The 19,274-nt window shown below is 62.7% G+C and carries 21 protein-coding genes and 1 pseudogene; 16 read left to right on the top strand and 6 right to left on the bottom strand.

What is annotated here, in order from left to right; translation table 11 throughout:
• The first annotated feature begins 229 nt into the window (after positions 1-229).
• The 5 genes from ACZ47F_RS09460 to ACZ47F_RS09440 all read left to right on the top strand — a co-directional run bounded on the left by ACZ47F_RS09460 (position 230) and on the right by ACZ47F_RS09440 (position 6,302).
• Positions 230-1,336, top strand: a complete 1,107-nt coding sequence (locus ACZ47F_RS09460; RefSeq protein ID WP_464924469.1) for a hydrogenase small subunit — start codon at positions 230-232, stop codon at positions 1,334-1,336.
• Between the two features lie 2 nt (positions 1,337-1,338).
• Positions 1,339-3,150, top strand: a complete 1,812-nt coding sequence (locus ACZ47F_RS09455; RefSeq protein ID WP_464926616.1) for a nickel-dependent hydrogenase large subunit — start codon at positions 1,339-1,341, stop codon at positions 3,148-3,150.
• 63 nt (positions 3,151-3,213) lie between these two features.
• Entirely contained in the window at positions 3,214-3,933 is a 720-nt protein-coding gene (gene cybH / locus ACZ47F_RS09450) for a Ni/Fe-hydrogenase, b-type cytochrome subunit (RefSeq protein WP_464924468.1), read from the top strand.
• Between the two features lie 76 nt (positions 3,934-4,009).
• Complete coding sequence (locus tag ACZ47F_RS09445; RefSeq protein ID WP_464924467.1) at positions 4,010-5,140, top strand: carbohydrate porin; 1,131 nt, start codon at positions 4,010-4,012, stop codon at positions 5,138-5,140.
• Positions 5,141-5,159: 19 nt separating this feature from the next.
• On the top strand, positions 5,160-6,302 hold the full coding sequence (locus tag ACZ47F_RS09440; protein ID WP_464924466.1) for a HoxN/HupN/NixA family nickel/cobalt transporter: 1,143 nt from the start codon (positions 5,160-5,162) through the stop codon (positions 6,300-6,302).
• An 8-nt stretch (positions 6,303-6,310) separates the two neighbouring features.
• Here ACZ47F_RS09440 and ACZ47F_RS09435 read toward each other — a convergent pair whose 3' ends face one another.
• Both ACZ47F_RS09435 and ACZ47F_RS09430 read right to left on the bottom strand, forming a co-directional pair.
• Positions 6,311-6,787, bottom strand: coding sequence for a hypothetical protein (locus tag ACZ47F_RS09435; RefSeq protein WP_464924465.1), 477 nt, complete (start codon positions 6,785-6,787; stop codon positions 6,311-6,313).
• A gap of 296 nt (positions 6,788-7,083) precedes the next feature.
• Positions 7,084-8,142 (bottom strand): IS5 family transposase, encoded by a 1,059-nt coding sequence (locus ACZ47F_RS09430; protein WP_464926615.1) that lies wholly within the window; start codon positions 8,140-8,142, stop codon positions 7,084-7,086.
• A gap of 190 nt (positions 8,143-8,332) precedes the next feature.
• Between ACZ47F_RS09430 and ACZ47F_RS09425 the strand changes: the two genes are divergently transcribed.
• The 3 genes from ACZ47F_RS09425 to ACZ47F_RS09415 are packed head-to-tail and all read left to right on the top strand — an operon-like array spanning position 8,333 to position 9,322.
• Positions 8,333-8,518, top strand: coding sequence for a hypothetical protein (locus tag ACZ47F_RS09425; protein WP_464924464.1), 186 nt, complete (start codon positions 8,333-8,335; stop codon positions 8,516-8,518).
• A gap of 1 nt (position 8,519) precedes the next feature.
• On the top strand, positions 8,520-8,984 hold the full coding sequence (locus ACZ47F_RS09420; protein WP_464924463.1) for a DUF192 domain-containing protein: 465 nt from the start codon (positions 8,520-8,522) through the stop codon (positions 8,982-8,984).
• Entirely contained in the window at positions 8,981-9,322 is a 342-nt protein-coding gene (locus tag ACZ47F_RS09415) for a helix-turn-helix domain-containing protein (RefSeq protein ID WP_464924462.1), read from the top strand. The genes ACZ47F_RS09420 and ACZ47F_RS09415 overlap by 4 nt, the downstream gene beginning before the upstream one ends.
• 35 nt (positions 9,323-9,357) lie before the next feature.
• Here the strand turns inward: ACZ47F_RS09415 and ACZ47F_RS09410 are convergent, their stop codons facing one another.
• On the bottom strand, positions 9,358-9,630 hold the full coding sequence (locus tag ACZ47F_RS09410) for a type II toxin-antitoxin system RelE family toxin (protein WP_464924461.1): 273 nt from the start codon (positions 9,628-9,630) through the stop codon (positions 9,358-9,360).
• Positions 9,614-9,838: a type II toxin-antitoxin system RelB family antitoxin gene (gene relB, locus ACZ47F_RS09405; protein WP_464926614.1), complete on the bottom strand. Its 225-nt coding sequence runs from the start codon at positions 9,836-9,838 to the stop codon at positions 9,614-9,616. The genes ACZ47F_RS09410 and relB overlap by 17 nt, the downstream gene beginning before the upstream one ends.
• A gap of 374 nt (positions 9,839-10,212) precedes the next feature.
• Between relB and ACZ47F_RS09400 the strand changes: the two genes are divergently transcribed.
• The 3 genes and pseudogenes from ACZ47F_RS09400 to ACZ47F_RS09390 all read left to right on the top strand — a co-directional run bounded on the left by ACZ47F_RS09400 (position 10,213) and on the right by ACZ47F_RS09390 (position 12,355).
• Positions 10,213-11,091, top strand: coding sequence for an ankyrin repeat domain-containing protein (locus ACZ47F_RS09400; RefSeq protein ID WP_464924460.1), 879 nt, complete (start codon positions 10,213-10,215; stop codon positions 11,089-11,091).
• Positions 11,092-11,116: 25 nt separating this feature from the next.
• Positions 11,117-11,842 (top strand): annotated as a pseudogene (locus ACZ47F_RS09395) (IS5 family transposase); the annotation flags it as partial.
• 219 nt (positions 11,843-12,061) lie between these two features.
• Entirely contained in the window at positions 12,062-12,355 is a 294-nt protein-coding gene (locus ACZ47F_RS09390; RefSeq protein WP_464924459.1) for a hypothetical protein, read from the top strand.
• Between the two features lie 13 nt (positions 12,356-12,368).
• Here the strand turns inward: ACZ47F_RS09390 and ACZ47F_RS09385 are convergent, their stop codons facing one another.
• Positions 12,369-12,881, bottom strand: a complete 513-nt coding sequence (locus ACZ47F_RS09385) for an N-acetyltransferase family protein (protein WP_464924458.1) — start codon at positions 12,879-12,881, stop codon at positions 12,369-12,371.
• A gap of 224 nt (positions 12,882-13,105) precedes the next feature.
• Entirely contained in the window at positions 13,106-13,807 is a 702-nt protein-coding gene (locus tag ACZ47F_RS09380) for an SDR family NAD(P)-dependent oxidoreductase (RefSeq protein WP_464924457.1), read from the bottom strand.
• 191 nt (positions 13,808-13,998) lie between these two features.
• Here ACZ47F_RS09380 and ACZ47F_RS09375 point away from each other — a divergent pair, with 191 nt between their 5' ends.
• From ACZ47F_RS09375 to ACZ47F_RS09355, 5 genes are all read left to right on the top strand, one after another.
• Complete coding sequence (locus tag ACZ47F_RS09375) at positions 13,999-14,763, top strand: SDR family oxidoreductase (RefSeq protein WP_464924456.1); 765 nt, start codon at positions 13,999-14,001, stop codon at positions 14,761-14,763.
• Between the two features lie 30 nt (positions 14,764-14,793).
• Complete coding sequence (locus tag ACZ47F_RS09370; RefSeq protein ID WP_094161094.1) at positions 14,794-15,102, top strand: antibiotic biosynthesis monooxygenase family protein; 309 nt, start codon at positions 14,794-14,796, stop codon at positions 15,100-15,102.
• Between the two features lie 465 nt (positions 15,103-15,567).
• Positions 15,568-16,848 carry an oxalate/formate MFS antiporter gene (gene oxlT, locus ACZ47F_RS09365; RefSeq protein ID WP_464924455.1) on the top strand — a complete coding sequence of 427 codons (1,281 nt, stop codon included), beginning with the start codon at positions 15,568-15,570 and terminating at the stop codon, positions 16,846-16,848.
• Positions 16,849-16,882: 34 nt separating this feature from the next.
• Positions 16,883-17,590 (top strand): YoaK family protein, encoded by a 708-nt coding sequence (locus ACZ47F_RS09360; RefSeq protein WP_464924454.1) that lies wholly within the window; start codon positions 16,883-16,885, stop codon positions 17,588-17,590.
• 79 nt (positions 17,591-17,669) lie between these two features.
• Positions 17,670-19,259: a gamma-glutamyltransferase family protein gene (locus ACZ47F_RS09355; protein ID WP_464924453.1), complete on the top strand. Its 1,590-nt coding sequence runs from the start codon at positions 17,670-17,672 to the stop codon at positions 19,257-19,259.
• Positions 19,260-19,274 lie beyond the last annotated feature (15 nt).

Raw genomic sequence — 19,274 nt, 5'->3', positions numbered from 1 at the left:
GGAAGGGCGCCGCAAGTCCATGTGCTTCGACTGGATAGCGGCTTATCGCTCTAGGGTCGCTCCTGGCTGCGAAACAACCTAGGGTTAACCATGAATGCTGGGAAATTTTTCCGCTAAGTTATTGATTTTATTATGATTAATGGCTTGGCATATGGTTTGCATTAAACGCACTGTTCACTTGATTTCCAGTGAATTTCCAGTGAAGCCAAAATCAACGAGGAGGCAGACCATGCCGGTGACGGAAACGTTCTATGAAGTGATGCGGCGCCAGGGTATTTCGCGCCGCAGTTTTCTCAAGTACTGCAGCCTGACTGCGGCCGCCCTTGGCCTCGGGCCTCGGTACGCCACGGAGATCGCCTACGCGATGGAGAACAAGCCTCGGCTGCCGGTACTCTGGCTCCACGGGCTCGAGTGCACCTGTTGTTCGGAGTCATTCATCCGTTCGGGTCACCCGCTGGCCAAGGATGTCATCCTGTCGATGATCTCGCTGGACTACGACGACACCCTGATGGCCGCCGCAGGTCACCAGGCCGAGGCCATCGTGGAAGAGGTGGTCAACAAGTACAAGGGCAACTACATCCTCGCCGTGGAGGGCAATCCGCCGCTCAACGAGGACGGCATGTACTGCATCATTGCCGGCCAGCCTTTTGTGGAAAAGCTGCGCTACGCGGCGAGTAACGCCAAGGCCATCATCTCCTGGGGTTCCTGCGCCTCTTGGGGGTGTGTCCAAGCGGCCAAGCCCAACCCGACCCGGGCCACGCCAGTTCACAAGGTCATCACCGACAAGCCGCTCATCAAGGTGCCGGGCTGCCCACCCATCGCCGAAGTGATGACGGCGGTCATCACCTACATGCTCACCTTCGACCGGATGCCCGAACTGGATCGCCAGGGCCGACCGAAGATGTTCTACAGCCAACGCATTCATGACAAGTGTTATCGCCGTCCGCATTTCGATGCCGGTCAGTTCGTTGAGGCCTTTGACGATGAGGGCGCACGTAGGGGGTATTGCCTCTACAAGGTGGGTTGTAAGGGGCCGACCACCTATAACGCCTGCTCGACCACGCGCTGGAACGACGGCGTGTCCTTCCCCATTCAGTCGGGTCACGGTTGCATCGGTTGCTCGGAGGACGGTTTCTGGGACAAGGGCTCGTGGTACGCCCACCTCACCGACATCAAGCCGTTCGGGGCCGAAGCGAACGCGGATGACATCGGCGCAGTAACCGCCGGTGTCGTTGGGGCGGCTGTTGGGGTGCATGCGGTGGCCAGTGCAGTCAAGCGGCTGCGTAGCAAGGACCAACCGAATAACGAAACTCACCACACTGGAGGCGCGGAATGAGTATGACTACTACCCCAAACGGCTACACACTAGACACCTCTGGGCGGCGTGTAGTTGTCGATCCGGTGACACGGATCGAGGGCCACATGCGTTGCGAAGTCAACGTCGACAAGGACAATATTATTCGCAATGCGGTGTCCACTGGCACCATGTGGCGCGGACTGGAGGTCATCGTCAAGGGCCGCGATCCGCGCGACGTCTGGGCCTTCGTCGAGCGCATCTGCGGCGTGTGCACCGGCTGTCATGCGTTGGCTTCGGTGCGCGCAGTGGAGGATGCGCTGGGGATCAAGATCCCTAAGAACGCCTATCTCATTCGCGAGATGATGGCCAAGACCCTGCAGGTGCACGACCATGTGGTGCACTTCTATCACCTGCACGCGTTGGACTGGGTCAACCCGATCAACGCGCTGAAGGCAGATCCGAAGGCCACGTCGACGCTGCAGCAGACAGTGTCGCCCAATCACCCACAGTCCAGCCCTGGTTACTTTCGCGACGTGCAGTCGCGCATCAAGAAATTCGTGGATTCTGGGCAGCTCGGTCCGTTCAAGAATGGCTACTGGAGCAACCCGGCCTACAAACTTTCGCCTGAGGCCGACCTAATGGGAGTTGCCCATTATCTTGAGGCCCTGGACATGCAGCGCGAGTTCGTGAAGGTCCACACCATCTTCGGCGGCAAAAACCCACACCCCAACTACCTCGTGGGGGGCGTACCCTGCGCCATCAATATGGACGGCGACCTGGCTGCGGGTGCCCCGCTGAACATGGAGCGCTTGAATTTTGTGCGCGCCCGCATCCAGGAGATGGTGGACTTTTGCCGCAACGTCTACGTGCCCGATGTCATTGCCATCGCCAGCTTCTACAAAGACTGGCTATACGGAGGCGGCCTCGGCGCCAAAAGCGTAATGGACTACGGCGACTACGCCAAGGTTCCGTATGACAAGTCCACCGACCAGATGCCCGGCGGCGTGATCCTCAACGGCAACTGGAACGAGGTGTTCGAGGTCGATCCGCGCGACCCCGAGCAGGTGCAGGAGTTCGTGAGCCACTCCTGGTATACCTATCCGGGTCAGGAGAACAAGGGCCTGCACCCCTGGGATGGCGTGACCGATCCCAAGTTCGAACTTGGACCCAATACCAAGGGAACAAAAACCAACATCCAGGAAATCGACGAAACCGCCAAGTATTCTTGGATCAAGGCGCCGCGCTGGAAGGGCCATGCAGTGGAGGTGGGGCCGCTGTCACGCTACACCATCGCCTATGCCAAGAAATTCCCGTACCAGCGCGAGCAGGTGGATCGCAGCGTGGCCTTCTTCAACCAGCTCGCCGGTACCGATCTCGCCCCCAAGACGGCGCTGCAGACCACCATTGGTCGCACTTTGGCGCGGGCACTCGAAGCTGAGTATTGCGCCGACATGATGGTGGACGACTGGAACGACCTGATCGCCAACATCAAGGCCGGCGACACCTCGACCGCAAACATGGAGAAGTGGGATCCGAGCACCTGGCCCAAGGAGGCCAAGGGTGTTGGGACCGTCGCCGCCCCGCGTGGCGCGCTGGGCCACTGGATCCGCATCAAAGACGGGAGGGTGGAGAACTATCAGGCGGTGGTGCCAACCACCTGGAACGGATCGCCGCGCGATCCGGCGGGGAACATTGGCGCTTTCGAGGCTAGCCTGATGAATACCAAGATGGAGCGGCCGGACGAGCCGGTCGAGATATTGCGTACCCTGCACAGCTTCGATCCTTGCCTCGCATGTTCCACCCATGTGATGGGCGAAGACGGCGGTGAACTCACCCGAGTGAAGGTGCGCTGAAGTAAGTAGCTGGGCCTGTGCCTTTGGCCAGGCTCAGCGCCATTGACGAATCAGGAGACAAGCATGAGCGCGCAGTCCACGCATCAAACCCATGTCGAGCCGGCGGTGTATGTCTATGAAGCCCCGGTCCGGTTGTGGCACTGGGTTCAGTTTTTCGCCATCATCACTCTATGTGTGACCGGTTTTTTCATTGGGCACCCGCTACCTAGCCAGCCTGGTCAACCATATGACCATTTCTTGATGGGGTATATCCGCTTCGTCCATTTTGCCGCAGCATACATTTTCATTATCGGTTTCCTTACTCGTATCTACTGGGCCTTTGTGGGCAATTCACATGCACGCGAGATCTTTCTTCCTCCCATCTTCCGCGGCGAATATTGGAGCGGCGTGTGGCACGAGATCAAGTGGTATCTGTTCCTTGCTCTGGAACCCAAAAAATATTCGGGGCACAATCCACTTGCCGTCTTGACGATGCATGTCATGTTCGTATGGGGTTCCATTTTCATCATACTGACGGGACTTGCACTATTCGGTGAGGGAACACTTCCAGGCTCTTGGCAGTATGACTGGTTTTCTTCCTGGATTACGCCCTTATTTGGACAACCACAGGCTGTGCGTACCGCGCATCACCTCGCTATGTGGTATCTGATTACTTTCATCTTAGTGCATATCTACGTAGCTGTTCGTGAAGACATCATGTCACGCCAATCTATCGTTAGTTCGATGATCAGCGGTTGGCGTTCATTCAAGGATACGCGTCGTGTGGACGGCGATGAATTTTGAGATGGGTTATGTTCATTAATTTAGACCCCCCAAAAAAACTACATCCCTCACCCTGACTGGCGTTGCACTGGCTGCTTTGCTGCCGCTGGCACGCGCGCAAGCTGCAACGCCTGTCGTACCCAATGCTGCCGACAATCCCGGCGAATTCCAGATCGCGCCGTACAACGCCCCCGCACTGCCGCCGTTCAAAACCTTGGAAAACGGCTTGTTATTTTCCGGCCATCTCGACCTCGAAGTGGTTGGCGTGGCCGCTGGCGGCCTGCGCCGACAAGTTACCAGTGACGCGGTGTTGCAGCTGGGCGGCCAATTGGACACGAGTCAGGCCGGGCTGTGGCGCGGCGGGCTGTTTGAATTCAGCCTGATGGGTTTGCGCACTGACGGCAATCTGCCCGCGCAAACCGGCGCGCTGCAAACCACCAGCAACAATTGGGCGAGCAATTTTTTGCGCCTCTATCAATTCACCTATCGGCAAGACGTCGGCCCCGCGTTCTATCGTGTCGGCATCATGGACGTCAACTACTACTTCTCCAGCGTCGGGGTGGCAGCGCAGCTGCAAAACGCCTCGTTCGGCTTCGTGCCCACGCTGACCAGCAATGCCAACATCGCCACCTTTCTCAATCCGGGCCTGGGCCTGATGGGGGGCGTAACGCTGGGCGACGGCTATGCGCTGCAGGCCGGTGTCTGGCAGGCCAATCCACCCGAGTTCAGCGGCGTGCTGCACGCTGGCGCGCTGGCGCTGGCGGAAGCCAGCAAGAGCATCGGCGCCCTGGCCGACGGCCAGCCGTGGCAGGTGTTCAAGCTCGGCGTCTGGCATATGCGGCAGAACGACCCGCTGCTCGGCCCCTCCACCGGCGGGGTCTACGGCATCAGCGAGACGCGCTGGGACGTGGCCAACGGCCCGCGCTACGGCGCTTTCGTCCAACTCGCCGCCTGCAACGGCCGGGTCAATGCGCTGCCGTATTACTTAGGCCTGGGACTGCGCGTGCAGCGCCCCTTGGCCGGGCGCGACGACGACAGTTTCAGCATCGGCCTGGCCCGGGCCAACTTGCGCGGTCAGCCGCATCCGGAAACCGTACTGGAAGCGACCTACGCCTACAAACTTGCCGCTGGCGTCTACCTGCAGCCCGATGCGCAACGCATCTGGCACCCGTCGGGCGTGAACCCTGCTGCCACGGTTCTGGGTGCGCGCCTGCACCTGGAGTTTTGATTCTTCGAGGACTACAGCCATGAATACTGAAACCATCGCATATCTGAAATCATCTCAGCCTCGCGACTGTTTGGGAAAATTTGACCGTGCAGATTTGTTGCAACTATCTGGCTACTATGGAGTCATTCTCGGTCTTCACGTACTGGGTTGGGGTTTATATCTGTATTACTCAGCCGATCATCCAGCCATGATTGGATTGGGACTTGTGGCCTATTTGTTCGGCTTGCGACACGCATTCGATGCAGATCACATTGCGGCAGTGGATGACACCGTTCGTCTCCTGATGCAACAAGGCAAGAAGCCCTTGGGAGTCGGCTTCTTCTTCTCGCTGGGTCATTCGACCATCGTGTTCTTGCTTGCTGTCTTCACGGCAATTTCGGCTGGTCTTGTCAAACATTTTCTTCCTAGCCTGGAGAGTTTCGGCAACATCTTCGGGACCTTGGTCTCCGGCGCTTTTTTGCTATTTGTTGGCTTGCTAAATCTCGCAGTCTTGATGGGCATGCTGAAGATCTGGCGCGAGAGGAAGTCACATCACCACAATCACGATCACATCGATCAACTACTTGCTCAGCGTGGACTACTCAACCGTGTGTTTGGGGGGCGGGTCCAGAAGTTCGTGCGCCATAGCTGGCAGATGTATCCGGTCGGATTTCTGTTCGGACTGGGATTCGATACCGCTTCTGAAGTCGGCCTTCTGGCGCTGACTGCTGGGGCCGCAACGGGCAATTTTCCCATGCTGGCTGTGTTGTCGCTGCCCATTCTCTTCACAGCGGGCATGAGTGCGATGGACACGACAGACGGTGTACTCATGGTCAAAGCCTACGGTTGGGCCTTCATCAATCCTGTGCGCAAGATTTTTTACAACATCACCACCACCAGTCTCTCGGTCTTGGTTGCGTTGCTTTTAGGAGGTATCGAATTGCTGCAGGTGCTGATTCCGCTCGTAGGCTGGCAAGGACCGGTCGCGCAGGCGATCACGGCCCTAGACTTCGGAGATATTGGCTACTTCGTTGTGGGACTGTTTATCACCGGCTGGCTGGTGTCAGTTGCCATTTGGAAATGGGGTGGGATTGAACAGGCGGTGCCTGCCAACCCCACAGTCCATGACCATGTCCATACCCACTCGGATGGAGTCCGCCACGGACACCGGCATCTTGATTGATCATGCTTTCAACGCCCCGAGAGGTCGAGCAGCCGATTCCGAATGGCGGTGCAGTGGAATCGCTCGGCCTCCTCGAACAGCTGGGGCACCCGAATCAGCAGGAACACCGATCTCCCAAGGTCGTCGGTCTGTGCATCAAAGCCGGCACGTAGTCCGCCTTCCGGATCATCGAATTTGTAGATGTCGCGCTCGACGACTTTGATTGCCGCGGGACCTTTGCCTTCGGCCAATGCGATAACCCGTCGCGCATCGCCTTCAAGCATCGACAGGAATTCCGTGGTCAGATGTCGGCAGCCGTCGGACAGCGCCCGTCGAGCCTGGGCACACGTCTGGGCATCGGCCTCAGGCGTCAGTTGCGCGAGCGCGGACGTAACCCACGGCTGACCTGCCAGGTCGCTGACGCTGTCGCAAAGCGTCCGAATGGCACCAAGGGATGCTGTTTCAAAAAACCGATGGAACGAGGCGCCGATGCCGATTTGAGCCATGCGCCGGGTTTGCGGTGAGCCGGTTAGAGCACGACGAAATTCAAGCCTGACGCCGCGCGCAGCTCAATTTCCATGGCCCAGTCGCCGATCGGCATGTGGCTCAAATCGGCATCGGCGCCAACATGCAACCACAACAATCGCTCTAACAGGCCGTTGAAAAAGTACTCATCCAGCGCGCCGGGGCCTCTGATTCTGAGGAAACGGCTTGCGAAAACGCTGCTGCGCAGCCATCAAGATGGCCTATCGAGCCTGTTTGCAGGCCACTTCGCCCATTTCGGGCGCACGTATCCCATGGCTCACGCATGATGCGCGTCCCACCATCCGCCGATGCTGCCCATACGCACCAGGTTGTAGGTGGCAAAGCACAGAAGTGCCTGCCCCGTAAGCTTGGCTTGGCCGATCAGCCTGGTCTTGGCCAGACCGCCGACGGTCTTGATCCAGCCAAAGGCCTCTTCGATGCGTTTGCGCACTTTCAGGCTGGTCTTGTAGCCCTCGTGCCGTTTGATGCGGCCATCCACCGCCGAGTGCTTGTCCTTGGCCGCCACGTGGGGCGTGACGTTGAGCTTTCTGCAGCCCTGGATGAAGGCCTTGCTGTCGTAGCCCTTGTCAGCGCCGACCGTGACCCGTTTGTTCTTGTTGCCCCGGCGCTTGAGCATCGCCAGCGCTGCCTCGCGCTCGGCTGTGCCGCTGGCGTGGGTGATCTCGACATCGGCGATCAGCCCACTGCGGTTCTCCATGAGGATGTGCCCCATGTGGCACAGGCGGGACTTGTCGCCCGCGCTCTTCTTGAAAAGCCGGGCTTCGGCATCGGTGGTGCTGGCGTGGGTGTCGTTGCAGCGCGCTTGCCCTTTGAAGTCCACCTCGGGGTTGCGCCCGGCTGGTGCGCTGCTGTCGTCGTCCTTGCGCTTGAAGCTCTTGTGCGAGGCCCATGCTTCGATGAGCGTGCCGTCGACGCTGAAGTGTTCGTCGCTGGCGAGTTTGGCCCACTGGGCGCTGAGCTTGACGCGCTCGAAGAAGGCGCGGGCGAGGTCTTCGTTGAACAAGCGTTCGCGGTTGGCGCTGAAGGTGGAGTGGTCCCAGACTTTGTCTTCGATGTTCAGGCCGACAAACCAGCGGTACAGCAGGTTGTAGTTGATCGCTTCGACCAGCAGCCGCTCGCTGCGAATGGAGAACAGGATCTGCAGCAGCAGGGCCTTGAGCAGCATCTGCGGCGGCACTGAGGGGCGACCGCAGCGGGCATACACCGCCTCGAACTGGCTGCTCATCGTCGCCAGCAACGCATCGACCACGGCTCGAAACTTGCGCAACGGGTGTGCCTGCGGCACACGATCTTCAAGGCTAATATGGCTGAACATCGCCCCCTGAAGTTTGGACTGCCTCTCATCGTCTTTGTCTGGGTCGTTCACCGATGGCTTCAGATCGTAACGCCTGCCGCAGCGGCTGCGGGGGATTTTTCAACGGCCTGCTAACGCAATGCTAGAACAAATAGATTTTTCGAAGTACAAATTTCCGCAACCAGAACTCCTCCAGCGAAGCGATTCCGAGTTGCGCGCACGCATGGCGGCCTGGCTGCTCGATGCCACCGATGAGGTGGTCGGGGTGGACGCCAGCGCCAGCCCGCGCATCGACTATGTCTGCGACAGCGTCAGGCAGATTCGCGACGTGCTATTGGCCCGTGGGCATCAGTTCGGCGCGGAAGATGAGGCCGCCATGGCGGCCATCGGATCCTGACATGGGATTCGGACCCAGAACCATCGCCACCATGGGCGCCGCGCTTGCCGTCATTATGACGCTTCCGCCAGGGCGTGCGGTCGAGCCGCAGCGCGATCTGCCAGTGGCCACGATCGCAGTCGGCGGGCATGCCGCCAGGGTCCAGGTCGCGCGGACGGACCGGCAGCGCGAGACCGGGCTGATGGGCCGTACCAATCTCGGCGCCGATCAGGGTATGCTGTTCGTCTTCCCCCATCCTCAGGTCGTGTGCATGTGGATGAAGAACACGCCGCTACCCCTGTCGGTCGCGTTCATTGCGCCCAGCGGGTCCATCACCAACACGGCCGACATGAAGCCCGAAACGCTGGACGCGCACTGCTCGGCGGGACTGGTCAATGGCGTGCTCGAAATGCCGTTGGGCTGGTTTTCCCGGAATAGCGTCGGCAGGTCGGCAAAAGTGCAAGTCCTGCGCGAGGCACAACCATGATCAGAGCCGCTGATGGCGTCGAATGCGAGTCCAGTTCCGGCAACGTGTTTGCCGACCTCGGGCTGCCTGACGCTGAAAGGCTCAAGATCAAAACTGGATTGGTGATCGAGATCAGAAAAGCCATGCGCAGCCTTGGACTGATGCCACAGGAGGCAGCGCAACGCATGGGAATCACGCAACAGCAGGCGGCCAGCATGCTGCGCGGCGATTTCGACGCATGGACTGAAGAGCAAATCAAGGGCTTCCTGGATCGGCTTGATGGGACGCAGCAGAGCAACAGGACTGATTCGTCCAATAGCCAATCACCGCACATCCTCCCACGATGTCAGCCACGCTGAAGCATCGGCAAAGACATCCTCGCAAGCGACGTCGATCATTTCCGGTACACATCCCTGCGGTTACCGATGCGCACGACGAGGACGCACAAAGCGCGGTCCTCGATGCTGGCGATGATTCGATAGTCGCCTACCCGGTACTTCCAGAACGCGCCGAGCTTGGAGCCTTTGAGGGCTTCGCCGATGCTGCGCGGGTCGTCAAGCTGGGCGACGCGGTCATGTAGGAAAACCAGGATTCGTCGGGCGGTTTGCGGGTCGATCTTGCTTAGCTCGCGCTCGGCGGCCGGGTCGAGATCAACCTTCCATGCCATGGCGTTTCATCACGTCTTCGAGCGGCACGGCTTGGGTCTTGCCTGCGCGAATATCGATCAGGCGTTGTTCCGCGAGGTACAAATCTTCGAGGTCGTCCAAGTGTTCGAGGATGGCTTCGCGGGCGTAAAAAGTCTTGGTTCGCCCGGTCGCTTGAGCCAGCGCTTCAAGGCGGTTTTCCACTTCGGGGGGCAGTCGGATGGCAAGCATGATTGGGCTCCTGCTCTGAAAATAATATACAAGTATATCGAAACTGCCAACCCAGCGAGAATGGCTCTGCAACGCGTGCCGATCAAGCCCTATCTGCTCAGCCTGGAAGGACGTGCGCGGATGAATACGTCGCCAAAGCTTGGCATTTTTGACCAGCGAGGCCATGGTGGGCAACCATACGCTTGGTCATGAACGAATGGTCTTCGTGGCAGCCCAGCGGGAGGTTGCGCGTTCATGACTGTTCGGCGACGAACGGCAAATAACACCCGCAGCGTGCGATGGGCCAGCCATTTGGCGCACACCAGCCAGGGCGCACGCCGGATGACCCACGAGGCGGGCCACTGATCAATCCACGTCAAAAAGGACCGCAAACCATGCTCACACGCTCACACCGACAAGCCGAGAACCATGCGGCAGGATACGTTCAGGATGCGCTCGCGTTGGGCCGCGGCGTGCTCAAACGCATCGACGAAAACCGCGAACTGCTGGAGTTGCTACGCGATAAGGCGCCGCAGTTTCTTGAGGAAAACCCATGGGTTGTCGGATGGTTGGCAACCAATGACATTGTCTGGAAGGGGCCGCACGAGGCGTTCGATTCCGTCGGAATCACGGATCAGATGGCGGGATACGGGTCGGTACGGAGGGGCATCTTCCCGCGTCCGTGGCCTTTCTTGAGCCCGAAATGCTTGGGAGGGGACTTGTATGCGCCCCAGGGTGAAGATCTCGGCAATCGGCTCGTGTGCGCCGCGAGATGTGGAGACGAGGAGCAAGTCCGTCGCCTGATCGAAGAGATTGGCGTGCATCCGGACGCCCCTGCTGCAGGGCCGCCAGGGGGGATTACAGCTTTGCATCGGGCCGCGAGCCGCGGCCACGAATCGATCGTTCGATTTCTTCTTCGCTGCGGGGCCAACATCAATGCGCGCGATGGCGACGGCGAATGGACGCCATTGATGTATGCGGTGTACGAAAACGGCGCCCCATCCAAAATGGTACGTCTTTTACTTGAGCACGAAGCGCGCCCGGATCTGCGCGAATCCATGGGCCGCAATGCGCTTGACTTGCTGCGCGAACGGAAAGATTTGCGAGGAGAAACGCCAGAGCAAATCGAGGAGGCCGATTCCTTGCTGCGCGAGGCCCTCGCGCGCCAAAACGCGGGAAGCGAGCCTAGCAGGCCGTTGAAAAATCCCCCGCAGCCGCTGCGGCAGGCGTTACGATCTGAAGCCATCGGTGAACGACCCAGACAAAGACGATGAGAGGCAGTCCAAACTTCAGGGGGCGATGTTCAGCCATATTAGCCTTGAAGATCGTGTGCCGCAGGCACACCCGTTGCGCAAGTTTCGAGCCGTGGTCGATGCGTTGCTGGCGACGATGAGCAGCCAGTTCGAGGCGGTGTATGCCCGCTGCGGTCGCCCCTCAGTGCCGCCGGAGATGCTGCTCAAGGCCCTGCTGCTGCAGATCCTGTTCTCCATTCGCAGCGAGCGGCTGCTGGTCGAAGCGATCAACTACAACCTGCTGTACCGCTGGTTTGTCGGCCTGAACATCGAAGACAAAGTCTGGGACCACTCCACCTTCAGCGCCAACCGCGAACGCTTGTTCAACGAAGACCTCGCCCGCGCCTTCTTCGAGCGCGTCAAGCTCAGCGCCCAGTGGGCCAAACTCGCCAGCGACGAACACTTCAGCGTCGACGGCACGCTCATCGAAGCATGGGCCTCGCACAAGAGCTTCAAGCGCAAGGACGACGACAGCAGCGCACCAGCCGGGCGCAACCCCGAGGTGGACTTCAAAGGGCAAGCGCGCTGCAACGACACCCACGCCAGCACCACCGATGCCGAAGCCCGGCTTTTCAAGAAGAGCGCGGGCGACAAGTCCCGCCTGTGCCACATGGGGCACATCCTCATGGAGAACCGCAGTGGGCTGATCGCCGATGTCGAGATCACCCACGCCAGCGGCACAGCCGAGCGCGAGGCAGCGCTGGCGATGCTCAAGCGCCGGGGCAACAAGAACCATCCTGGGCAGCTTGCGCCTTGGTGACAATGCGGGGCTTGCTTGTAGACTGTTTCATGGTGGTTGAGTCCTTCTCAGGTTCGATGGTTGTTGCCTTTCATCCTCAATTCTGAGGACTTGGAACGGTTCAACCACCAACTCAACCTTCAACTACGCGCAGGACATCGTCCCATCCAGGGCGTTCCGCACGGCGAGGTGGAGGCGGCAAGGTCCCTGGGCATGAGCGGGAGTCTGCTGTACCGGCGCGTCATCCTGCCACGCGCCTTCCGCCTGGCGCTTCCGGCCTATACCAACGAGCTGATTCTCATGCTCAAGGGCAGCGCGCTGGCGAGCACCATCACGCTGCTGGACATCACCGGGGCGGCGCGCACCATCATCGCGGTGACCTATACCCCGGTGGAAATTTTCCTTGCCGCGGGCATGCTCTACCTCATCCTGTCCTTCGTCATCATCCAGGGCTTTCGCTGGCTGGAACGCAGCCTCAACGCGCACCTGCACGCGCGCTTGGCCTGAGACACGTCGTCCTCTAGAAAGGCAGTTGCGCCGCCACCAGATCGCCGAGAGGAAGGCGCTTTTCCCAGAACGTGGCGCGGCCTTGCGCCGGGCCCAGGGCATAGGGCTGGAAGCCGAATCGGCGATAGCTGGACACAGCCGGATGGTTGTGCTCCAGCACCTCCAGCGTGAGCTTGCCGCAGCCCCGCGCGATGGCCAGGCCCTGCAGATGCTCCAGCATGCGCCCGGCGATCGACTGCCCCCGTACCGCGCCGTCGACATACACATCGTGCACGTTGAGCAGCGGGCGGGCCATGAAAGTGGAGAACCCTTCGAACGCATTGATCAAGCCCACCGGCCGCTGTGCGGCGAAGGCCAGCACGCCGACGTAGTCGGCGCGCTGGCGCAGGGCCGGGATCAGACGCGCTTGCGCGTCGGCCGACAAACCCTCGCCCGCCGTGGCCTCCAGCGCATAGGCCTTCACCATCTCCAGCACGCCCTGCGCATGGGCGGGAACGGACCAATCCACCGTACGAATCTCGATCATCTCAAACCTGTTCGCGCAAAAAAGCCATTGTGCCAGTCGGCACTTGGTGCGTCCCGCAAACCAGCCGTCCACGTCAGGCATGCCGGCACGCCAACTTACGCGCTCTCAAGAAAACGCCGGGCCGCTCCCAAGTTTTCTTGCCCCCCCGGGTGGGGTGAGCCCGCACCGCGCGAGCGCTTGCGCGTGGCTGGCGAACGCCATCCGGCGTGCCGACCCTGGGGTGCTCAGAACCGCTCCACCCACGGCCGCAATTCAAGTTCCCAGGTCCATGCGCTGCGGTCCTGCCGCAGCACCTGCAAATAGCTGCGGGCGATGGCGTCGGGGTCGAGCATGGAGTCGGGCGCTTCGGCGGGTTCCTGCCGCCCCGGATTGCGAATGACGCCGTCGATGACGAAATGCGCGACGTGGATCCCTTGCGGCGCCAGCTCGCGTGCCAGGCTCTGCGCCAGCCCGCGCAGGGCGAACTTGCCCATCGCGAACGCGGCCGAGTGCGCATAGCCCTTCACGCTGGCCGAGGCGCCGGTGAACAGGATGGCACCGCGCCCGCGCGGCAGCATGCGCCGCGCGGCCTGTTGCGCCACCAGGAAACCGCCGTACGCGTTCACCGCCAGGGCTTGCGCCACCGCCTGCGGGTCCACCTCGGTGATCGGACCGCGCACCCTGACGCCGGGGTTGTAAATCACCACCTCGGGCGCGCCGCCGAAGGCCGCCTCGAGCTGGTTGAACAGCGCCTCCACCTGGGCCGGCTCGACGGCATCGCAGCCCACCGCCAGCGCCCCCAGTTCCCGGGCCAAGGCCGCAACATTGTCGGGGCGACGCGCGGCCAGCGCGAGCTTGTAGCCGCCCTCCCCGGCGAGCATGCGCGCCAGCGAGGCGCTGAGCCCATCGCCGACGCCGATGATCAGTGCGTAAGGGGACGAAGACATGGGCAAGCTCGCGGCGTGAATGACGGCATTTCGCGGAAATTTGGGCGGGACATCGCGGCCGACTTTAGCCGATCCGCGCGGCGCGCGCAGGCGAGCGCGCAGTCCCACCACGCCCGGGTCGTGCGTTGCGCGCAGGCCTGCAAAGCCAGTGCCGGACGCGCAGAATCGTCCCTCCACCCAAGGAGTTCTGCATGCCTCTCAATCTCGCCCCCGCCCATCTGCAAGATCGTGTCGTCCTCATCACCGGCGCCTCGTCGGGATTCGGCGAAGCCACCGCCGAACTGTTCGCGCAGGCCGGAGCGCGCCTGGCCCTCACCGCCCGACGCGCCGACCGGCTCGAAGCGCTCGCGTCCAAGCTGCGCGGGCTTGGCGCGCAGGTGCTGGTGCTGCCGGCCGATCTGGCCGATCTGCAGGCGGCGCAGCAAATCGTGCGCGACGCCGAGGCCCATTACGGCAGGCTCGACGTGCTGGTGAACAACGCCGGCGTCATGTACCTGGAGCCCATCGACAGCGCAGACCTGAGCCGCTGGCAGCACATGACCCAGTTGAACCTGATGGCCCTCATCGCCACCACCCAGGCCGCCCTGCCCGGCATGCGTGAGCGCAAGGACGGCCACATCATCAACATCGCTTCCACGGCGGGCCGCCAGGCCAACCCCAACACCGGCGGCTACTCGGCCACCAAATGGGGCGTGGTGGGTTTCAGCGAATCGCTGCGCCGCGAAGCCTACAAGGACAATATCCGCGTCACCGTGATCGAGCCCGGCGTGGCGGCAACCGAGCTGCGCGACCATATCGCCCACGCCCCCACGCAAACGGCCCTCAACACCTGGGCCGACAGCATGCGTCAATTGCAAAGCGAGGACATCGCCCGCACCATCGTGTTCTGCGCCGGCCAGCCCGCGCATGTCAACATCAACGAAATCCTGCTGCGCCCCACCGATCAGGAACGTTGAACCCCCCATCCACCGAGGACACACCAGACCATGATTCTTGAACTCGCCGACATCCGCATCCAGCCCGGCCGACAGGCCGAATTCGAAGCCGCCATCGTCCGCGGCGTGGACACGGTCATCGCCCACGCCAAAGGCTTCATCGGCTATGAAATCCGCAAGGGCGTCGAGTCCGCCGAGCGCTATCTGCTGATGATCCACTGGGCCACGCTGGAGGATCACACCGTGGGCTTTCGGCAGTCCGAAGCCTTCGCCCAATGGCGCGCCATCGTCGGCCCCTACTTCGCGGAACCGCCGCGCGTGGAGCATTTCGCGCTGGTTGCACGCAGCGCCAAGGCCTGAACCCCGTCCCGGCCACTGCACGAGTGGCCGGGCGGACTGATCCGGCTGGCGCCGGACCGGTCCGAGCACGACCTGCTTCGACGCAACCTGCGCGACGGCAGGAACGGGGTGCGCGTCGCTGCGCTCGCCGCTGCCGCAGACGATCCTCTGGGCGCCCCAGGGTCGGCACACCACCCCACCCATGGGGATCAACGAAACTTGGGGCGCCCCGGCGTTTCCTTGAGCGCCCCAATCGAGGGAACCATGCTCAGCTTTGGTGCCGGCCACATCGGACTCGGCCACCTGGACATGCCCGGGTCGCAAGCCCTCGGTGCCTTTTGGGCCGCCACGCGGCACAAGGGTCCGGGCATGGAATTTGCTCAAGATGATGGTCACGGAGTGGGTGGCTGATCACCAATGGCCGCCGGAGCACACAAACCCTCGAACCAGCGTCGCACGCCGCCTTGACGCAACCAAGGAGTTTCCATGTCCACACTGCTTGATCCGCCGCAAGGCCTCGCCATCCCCATGACCGACCTCAAGGGCCGCTGGGGCCAGCTCGCGCTGGGCCTGGTTTGCATGATAGCCATTTCCAGCCCGCAGTACGTCTGGGCCCTGTTCACCAAGCCGCTGCTCGGCCAGCTCGGCGCCAGCCTCGCACAGTTGCAGGTCACGTTCTCGATCCTGATCGTGCTGCAGACCTTCTTCTCGCCGTTCCAGGGCTATCTGGTGGACCGCTTCGGCCCCAGAATGCTGCTGTCCATCGGCGCCATCCTCACCGGGGCCAGCTGGGTGCTGTCCGCCTCGGCCCACAGCGTGACCCAGCTCTACCTGACCTACGGTCTGCTGGGCGGCATCGGCACCGGCGTCATCTATGTGGGAGTCGTCGGCCTCATGGTGCGCTGGTTCCCCCGCCAGCGCGGTTTCGCCGTCGGCATGGTCGCCGCCGGCTATGGTTTCGGCGCCATACTCACCACCTTCCCGATCTCCTCCAGCCTGGCAGCGGTCGGCTACGCGCAAACCATCACGATGTTCGGCTACATCATCGGCGCGGTGGGCCTGATCGCGGCCCAAGGCATCAAGCGGCCGCCGATCGAAGTCGCGGCGCAATCCGTGCGGGTCGAATCGCACGCCGCGGGCATCAAGCCCGCCACCATGCTGAAACAACCGGTGTTCTGGCTCATGTTCGTCATGATGACCATGATGTCCACCTCGGGCCTCATGGTCATTTCGCAGATGGGTGCGTTCGCCAAGGATTTCGGCGTCGCCTCGGTGCTGGTCTGGGGCATGGCCGCGCTGCCGTTGGCACTGACCATCGACCGCTTCACCAACGGGCTGACGCGCCCCTTCTTCGGCTGGCTGTCCGACCGCATCGGGCGTGAGAACACCATGGCCATCGCGTTCGGCATGGAAGGCATGGCCATGCTGGCCTGGCTGGGGCTGCGCAGCGACCCGCTGTGGTTCGTGCTGCTGTCCGGCATCGTCTTCTTCGGCTGGGGCGAGATATTTTCCTTGTTTCCCTCGACTCTGACCGACACCTTCGGCACGCGCTACGCCACGACCAACTATGGCTTCCTGTACATGTCCCAGGGTATCGGCTCCATCCTCGGCGGCCCCATCGCCGCGCTCATACACCAGTCGAGCGGCAGCTGGATCCCGGTGTTCGGGCTGATGATCGCCCTCGACTTGAGCGCCGCTCTGCTGGCCTTCTTCGTCCTCAAGGGGATGCGCGCCCGCTACATGGCGCGCACAGCCGGCGGCGTCTAAACTCGCCGCTCGAACCACAACCCACGAGCATCGGATGGCAGGCAACACGCAGAACCTGGAACATTTCGACCACCGAGACCTGACCCTGGGCTTGCTGACCTTCGCCTCGAGCGCGACGGACGTCATCGCCTTCCTGAAGCTGCAGGAAGTCTTCACCTCGGCCATGACCGGGAACACGGCCCTGCTCGGCCTGGCCATCGGCCGGGGGCATGTGTTCGCCGCCATCCATTCCCTCATCGCCCTCGGCGGTTATATCGGCGGCGTCGCGCTCGGCGCGCTCGTCCATGCGTGCGACAAACAAAGGGAGCTGATGCTGATCCTGCTCGCCGAGGCCGCGTTTCTGGGGCTGTTTTTCGTGCTCTGGAGCCAGATCGGATTTCCCACCGAAGGCATCTGGCTCGCCATCCTGATCGCGTGCTCCGCCATCGGCATGGGTCTGCAAAGCGTGGCCGCACGCAAGATCAACCTCGACGGCATTCCCACCGTGGTCTTCACCAGCACCCTGACCAGCATCGTCATGACCCTGATGCACGCCAGCGTGCGCGGCGGCAACATCTCCATCTTCAACGCCAAGCGCCAGTCGCTGGCATTCGCCATCTACGCCAGCGGCGCCGCGCTCACCGCGGCCCTGCTCTGGCGCGGCGTCGATGCCGCCACGAGCATTCCGCTGCTGGCCGTCATCGGCGCCCTGGCGACTCAGTACGTCGTCTCCAGGACCCAAGGCGCCAATCTCGCCCGATAGCACCCAGACGCGTTGCGCTGGGATTCCTGCGCGTCGCTAGACTGAACCTGACATCCCCTCACTTCGAGCATTCCCGCACATGCTGAACACTCCGAATGCCCTGGGCGGCATGGTCGTCGCCCCGCACCACCTCGCGGCCCAGGCCGGGCGCGACGTCCTTCTCGACGGCGGCAACGCCGTCGAGGCCATGGTCGCGGCGGCCGCCGCCATCGCCGTGGTCTACCCCCACATGACCTCCATCGGCGGCGACGGCTTCTGGCTCATCCACACCCCCGGCCATGCGCCTGTGGCCATCGACGCCAGCGGCTTCGCCGCCGCCCTGGCCACCCCGCAACGCTACGCCGGGCTCGACGCCATTCCGGCGCGCGGCCCGCAGGCCGCGCTCACCGTCGCCGGCACCGTCGGCGGCTGGGCCAAAGCCCTTGACGTCGCCAGCACCTGGGGCGGCCAGGCGCTACCGCTGGAGCGGCTGCTGCGCGACGCCATCCGCCATGCCCGCGACGGCGTGGTCGTGACCACCAGCCAGGCCGAACTGACCCGGCAAAAACTCGATGGCTTGAAGGATGCGCCTGGCTTCGCCGACGCTTTCCTCGTCCACGGCGCACCGCCAGCGCCCGGCCACATCCTGCGCCAACCGGCGCTGGCCGAAACCTTGCAAAGCCTGGCCGCGCATGGGCTCGATGGCTTCTACCGCGGCGAACTCGGACGGCGCATCGGCGCCGAACTCGAACGCATCGGCAGCCCCGTGCGCACCGCCGACCTCGCGGCCTACATGGCGCAGGAGGTCACGCCCTTGTCCGTGCGCCTGCGCGACGCCACCGTCTACAACCTGCCGCCATCGACGCAAGGGCTGGCATCGCTGATGATCCTCGGCCTCTACGAGCGCCTTGGCGTGGCCGAAGGCGAAGGTTTCGCGCACCTGCACGGCCTCATCGAGGCCACCAAGCGCGCCTTCCGCGTGCGCAACCAGGTGGTCACCGATCCGCGCCGCGTGCCCGGCGACCCGGCCCGCCACCTCGGCGACGCCGCGCTCGACGCGCTCGCCGCCGACATCGACATGCGCGCCGCCCTGCCCTGGCCCGAGCCCGCCGCGCCCGGCGACACCATCTGGATGGGCGCCATCGACCGCGCAGGCCGCGCCGTGAGCTTCATCCAGAGCATCTACTGGGAGTTCGGTTCCGGCGTCGTGCTGCGCGACACCGGCATCACCTGGCAGAACCGCGGCACCAGCTTCTCACTCGACCCGGCCGACCTCAACGCCCTCGAACCCGGGCGCAAACCCTTCCACACGCTGAACCCTGCCCTGGCCCTGTTCGACGACGGCCGCGTCATGCCCTACGGCACCATGGGCGGCGAAGGTCAGCCGCAAACGCAGGCCGCCGTGTTCACGCGCTATGCGCGCTACGGCCAGCCCCTGCAGCAGGCCATCAGCGCGCCGCGCTGGCTGCTCGGCCGCACCTGGGGCGATGTCAGCACGAACCTGAAACTGGAGAACCGCTTCGACCCCGCGCTGGTGCAGGCCCTGCGCGACGCCGGCCACGACGTCGAGGTGCTCGACCAGGCCTTCAGCGACACCATGGGCCACGCCGGCGCCCTGGTGCGCCACCCCGACGGGCGCATCGAGGGCGCCGCGGATCCGCGCAGCGATGGCGCGGCCGCCGGGGTCTGAGCGAAGACCGACGGA

This window comes from Thiomonas islandica (assembly GCF_055383445.1).
Note: the sequence above shows the minus strand (reverse complement) of the source record. Positions and strands in the feature narration are given on the sequence as shown.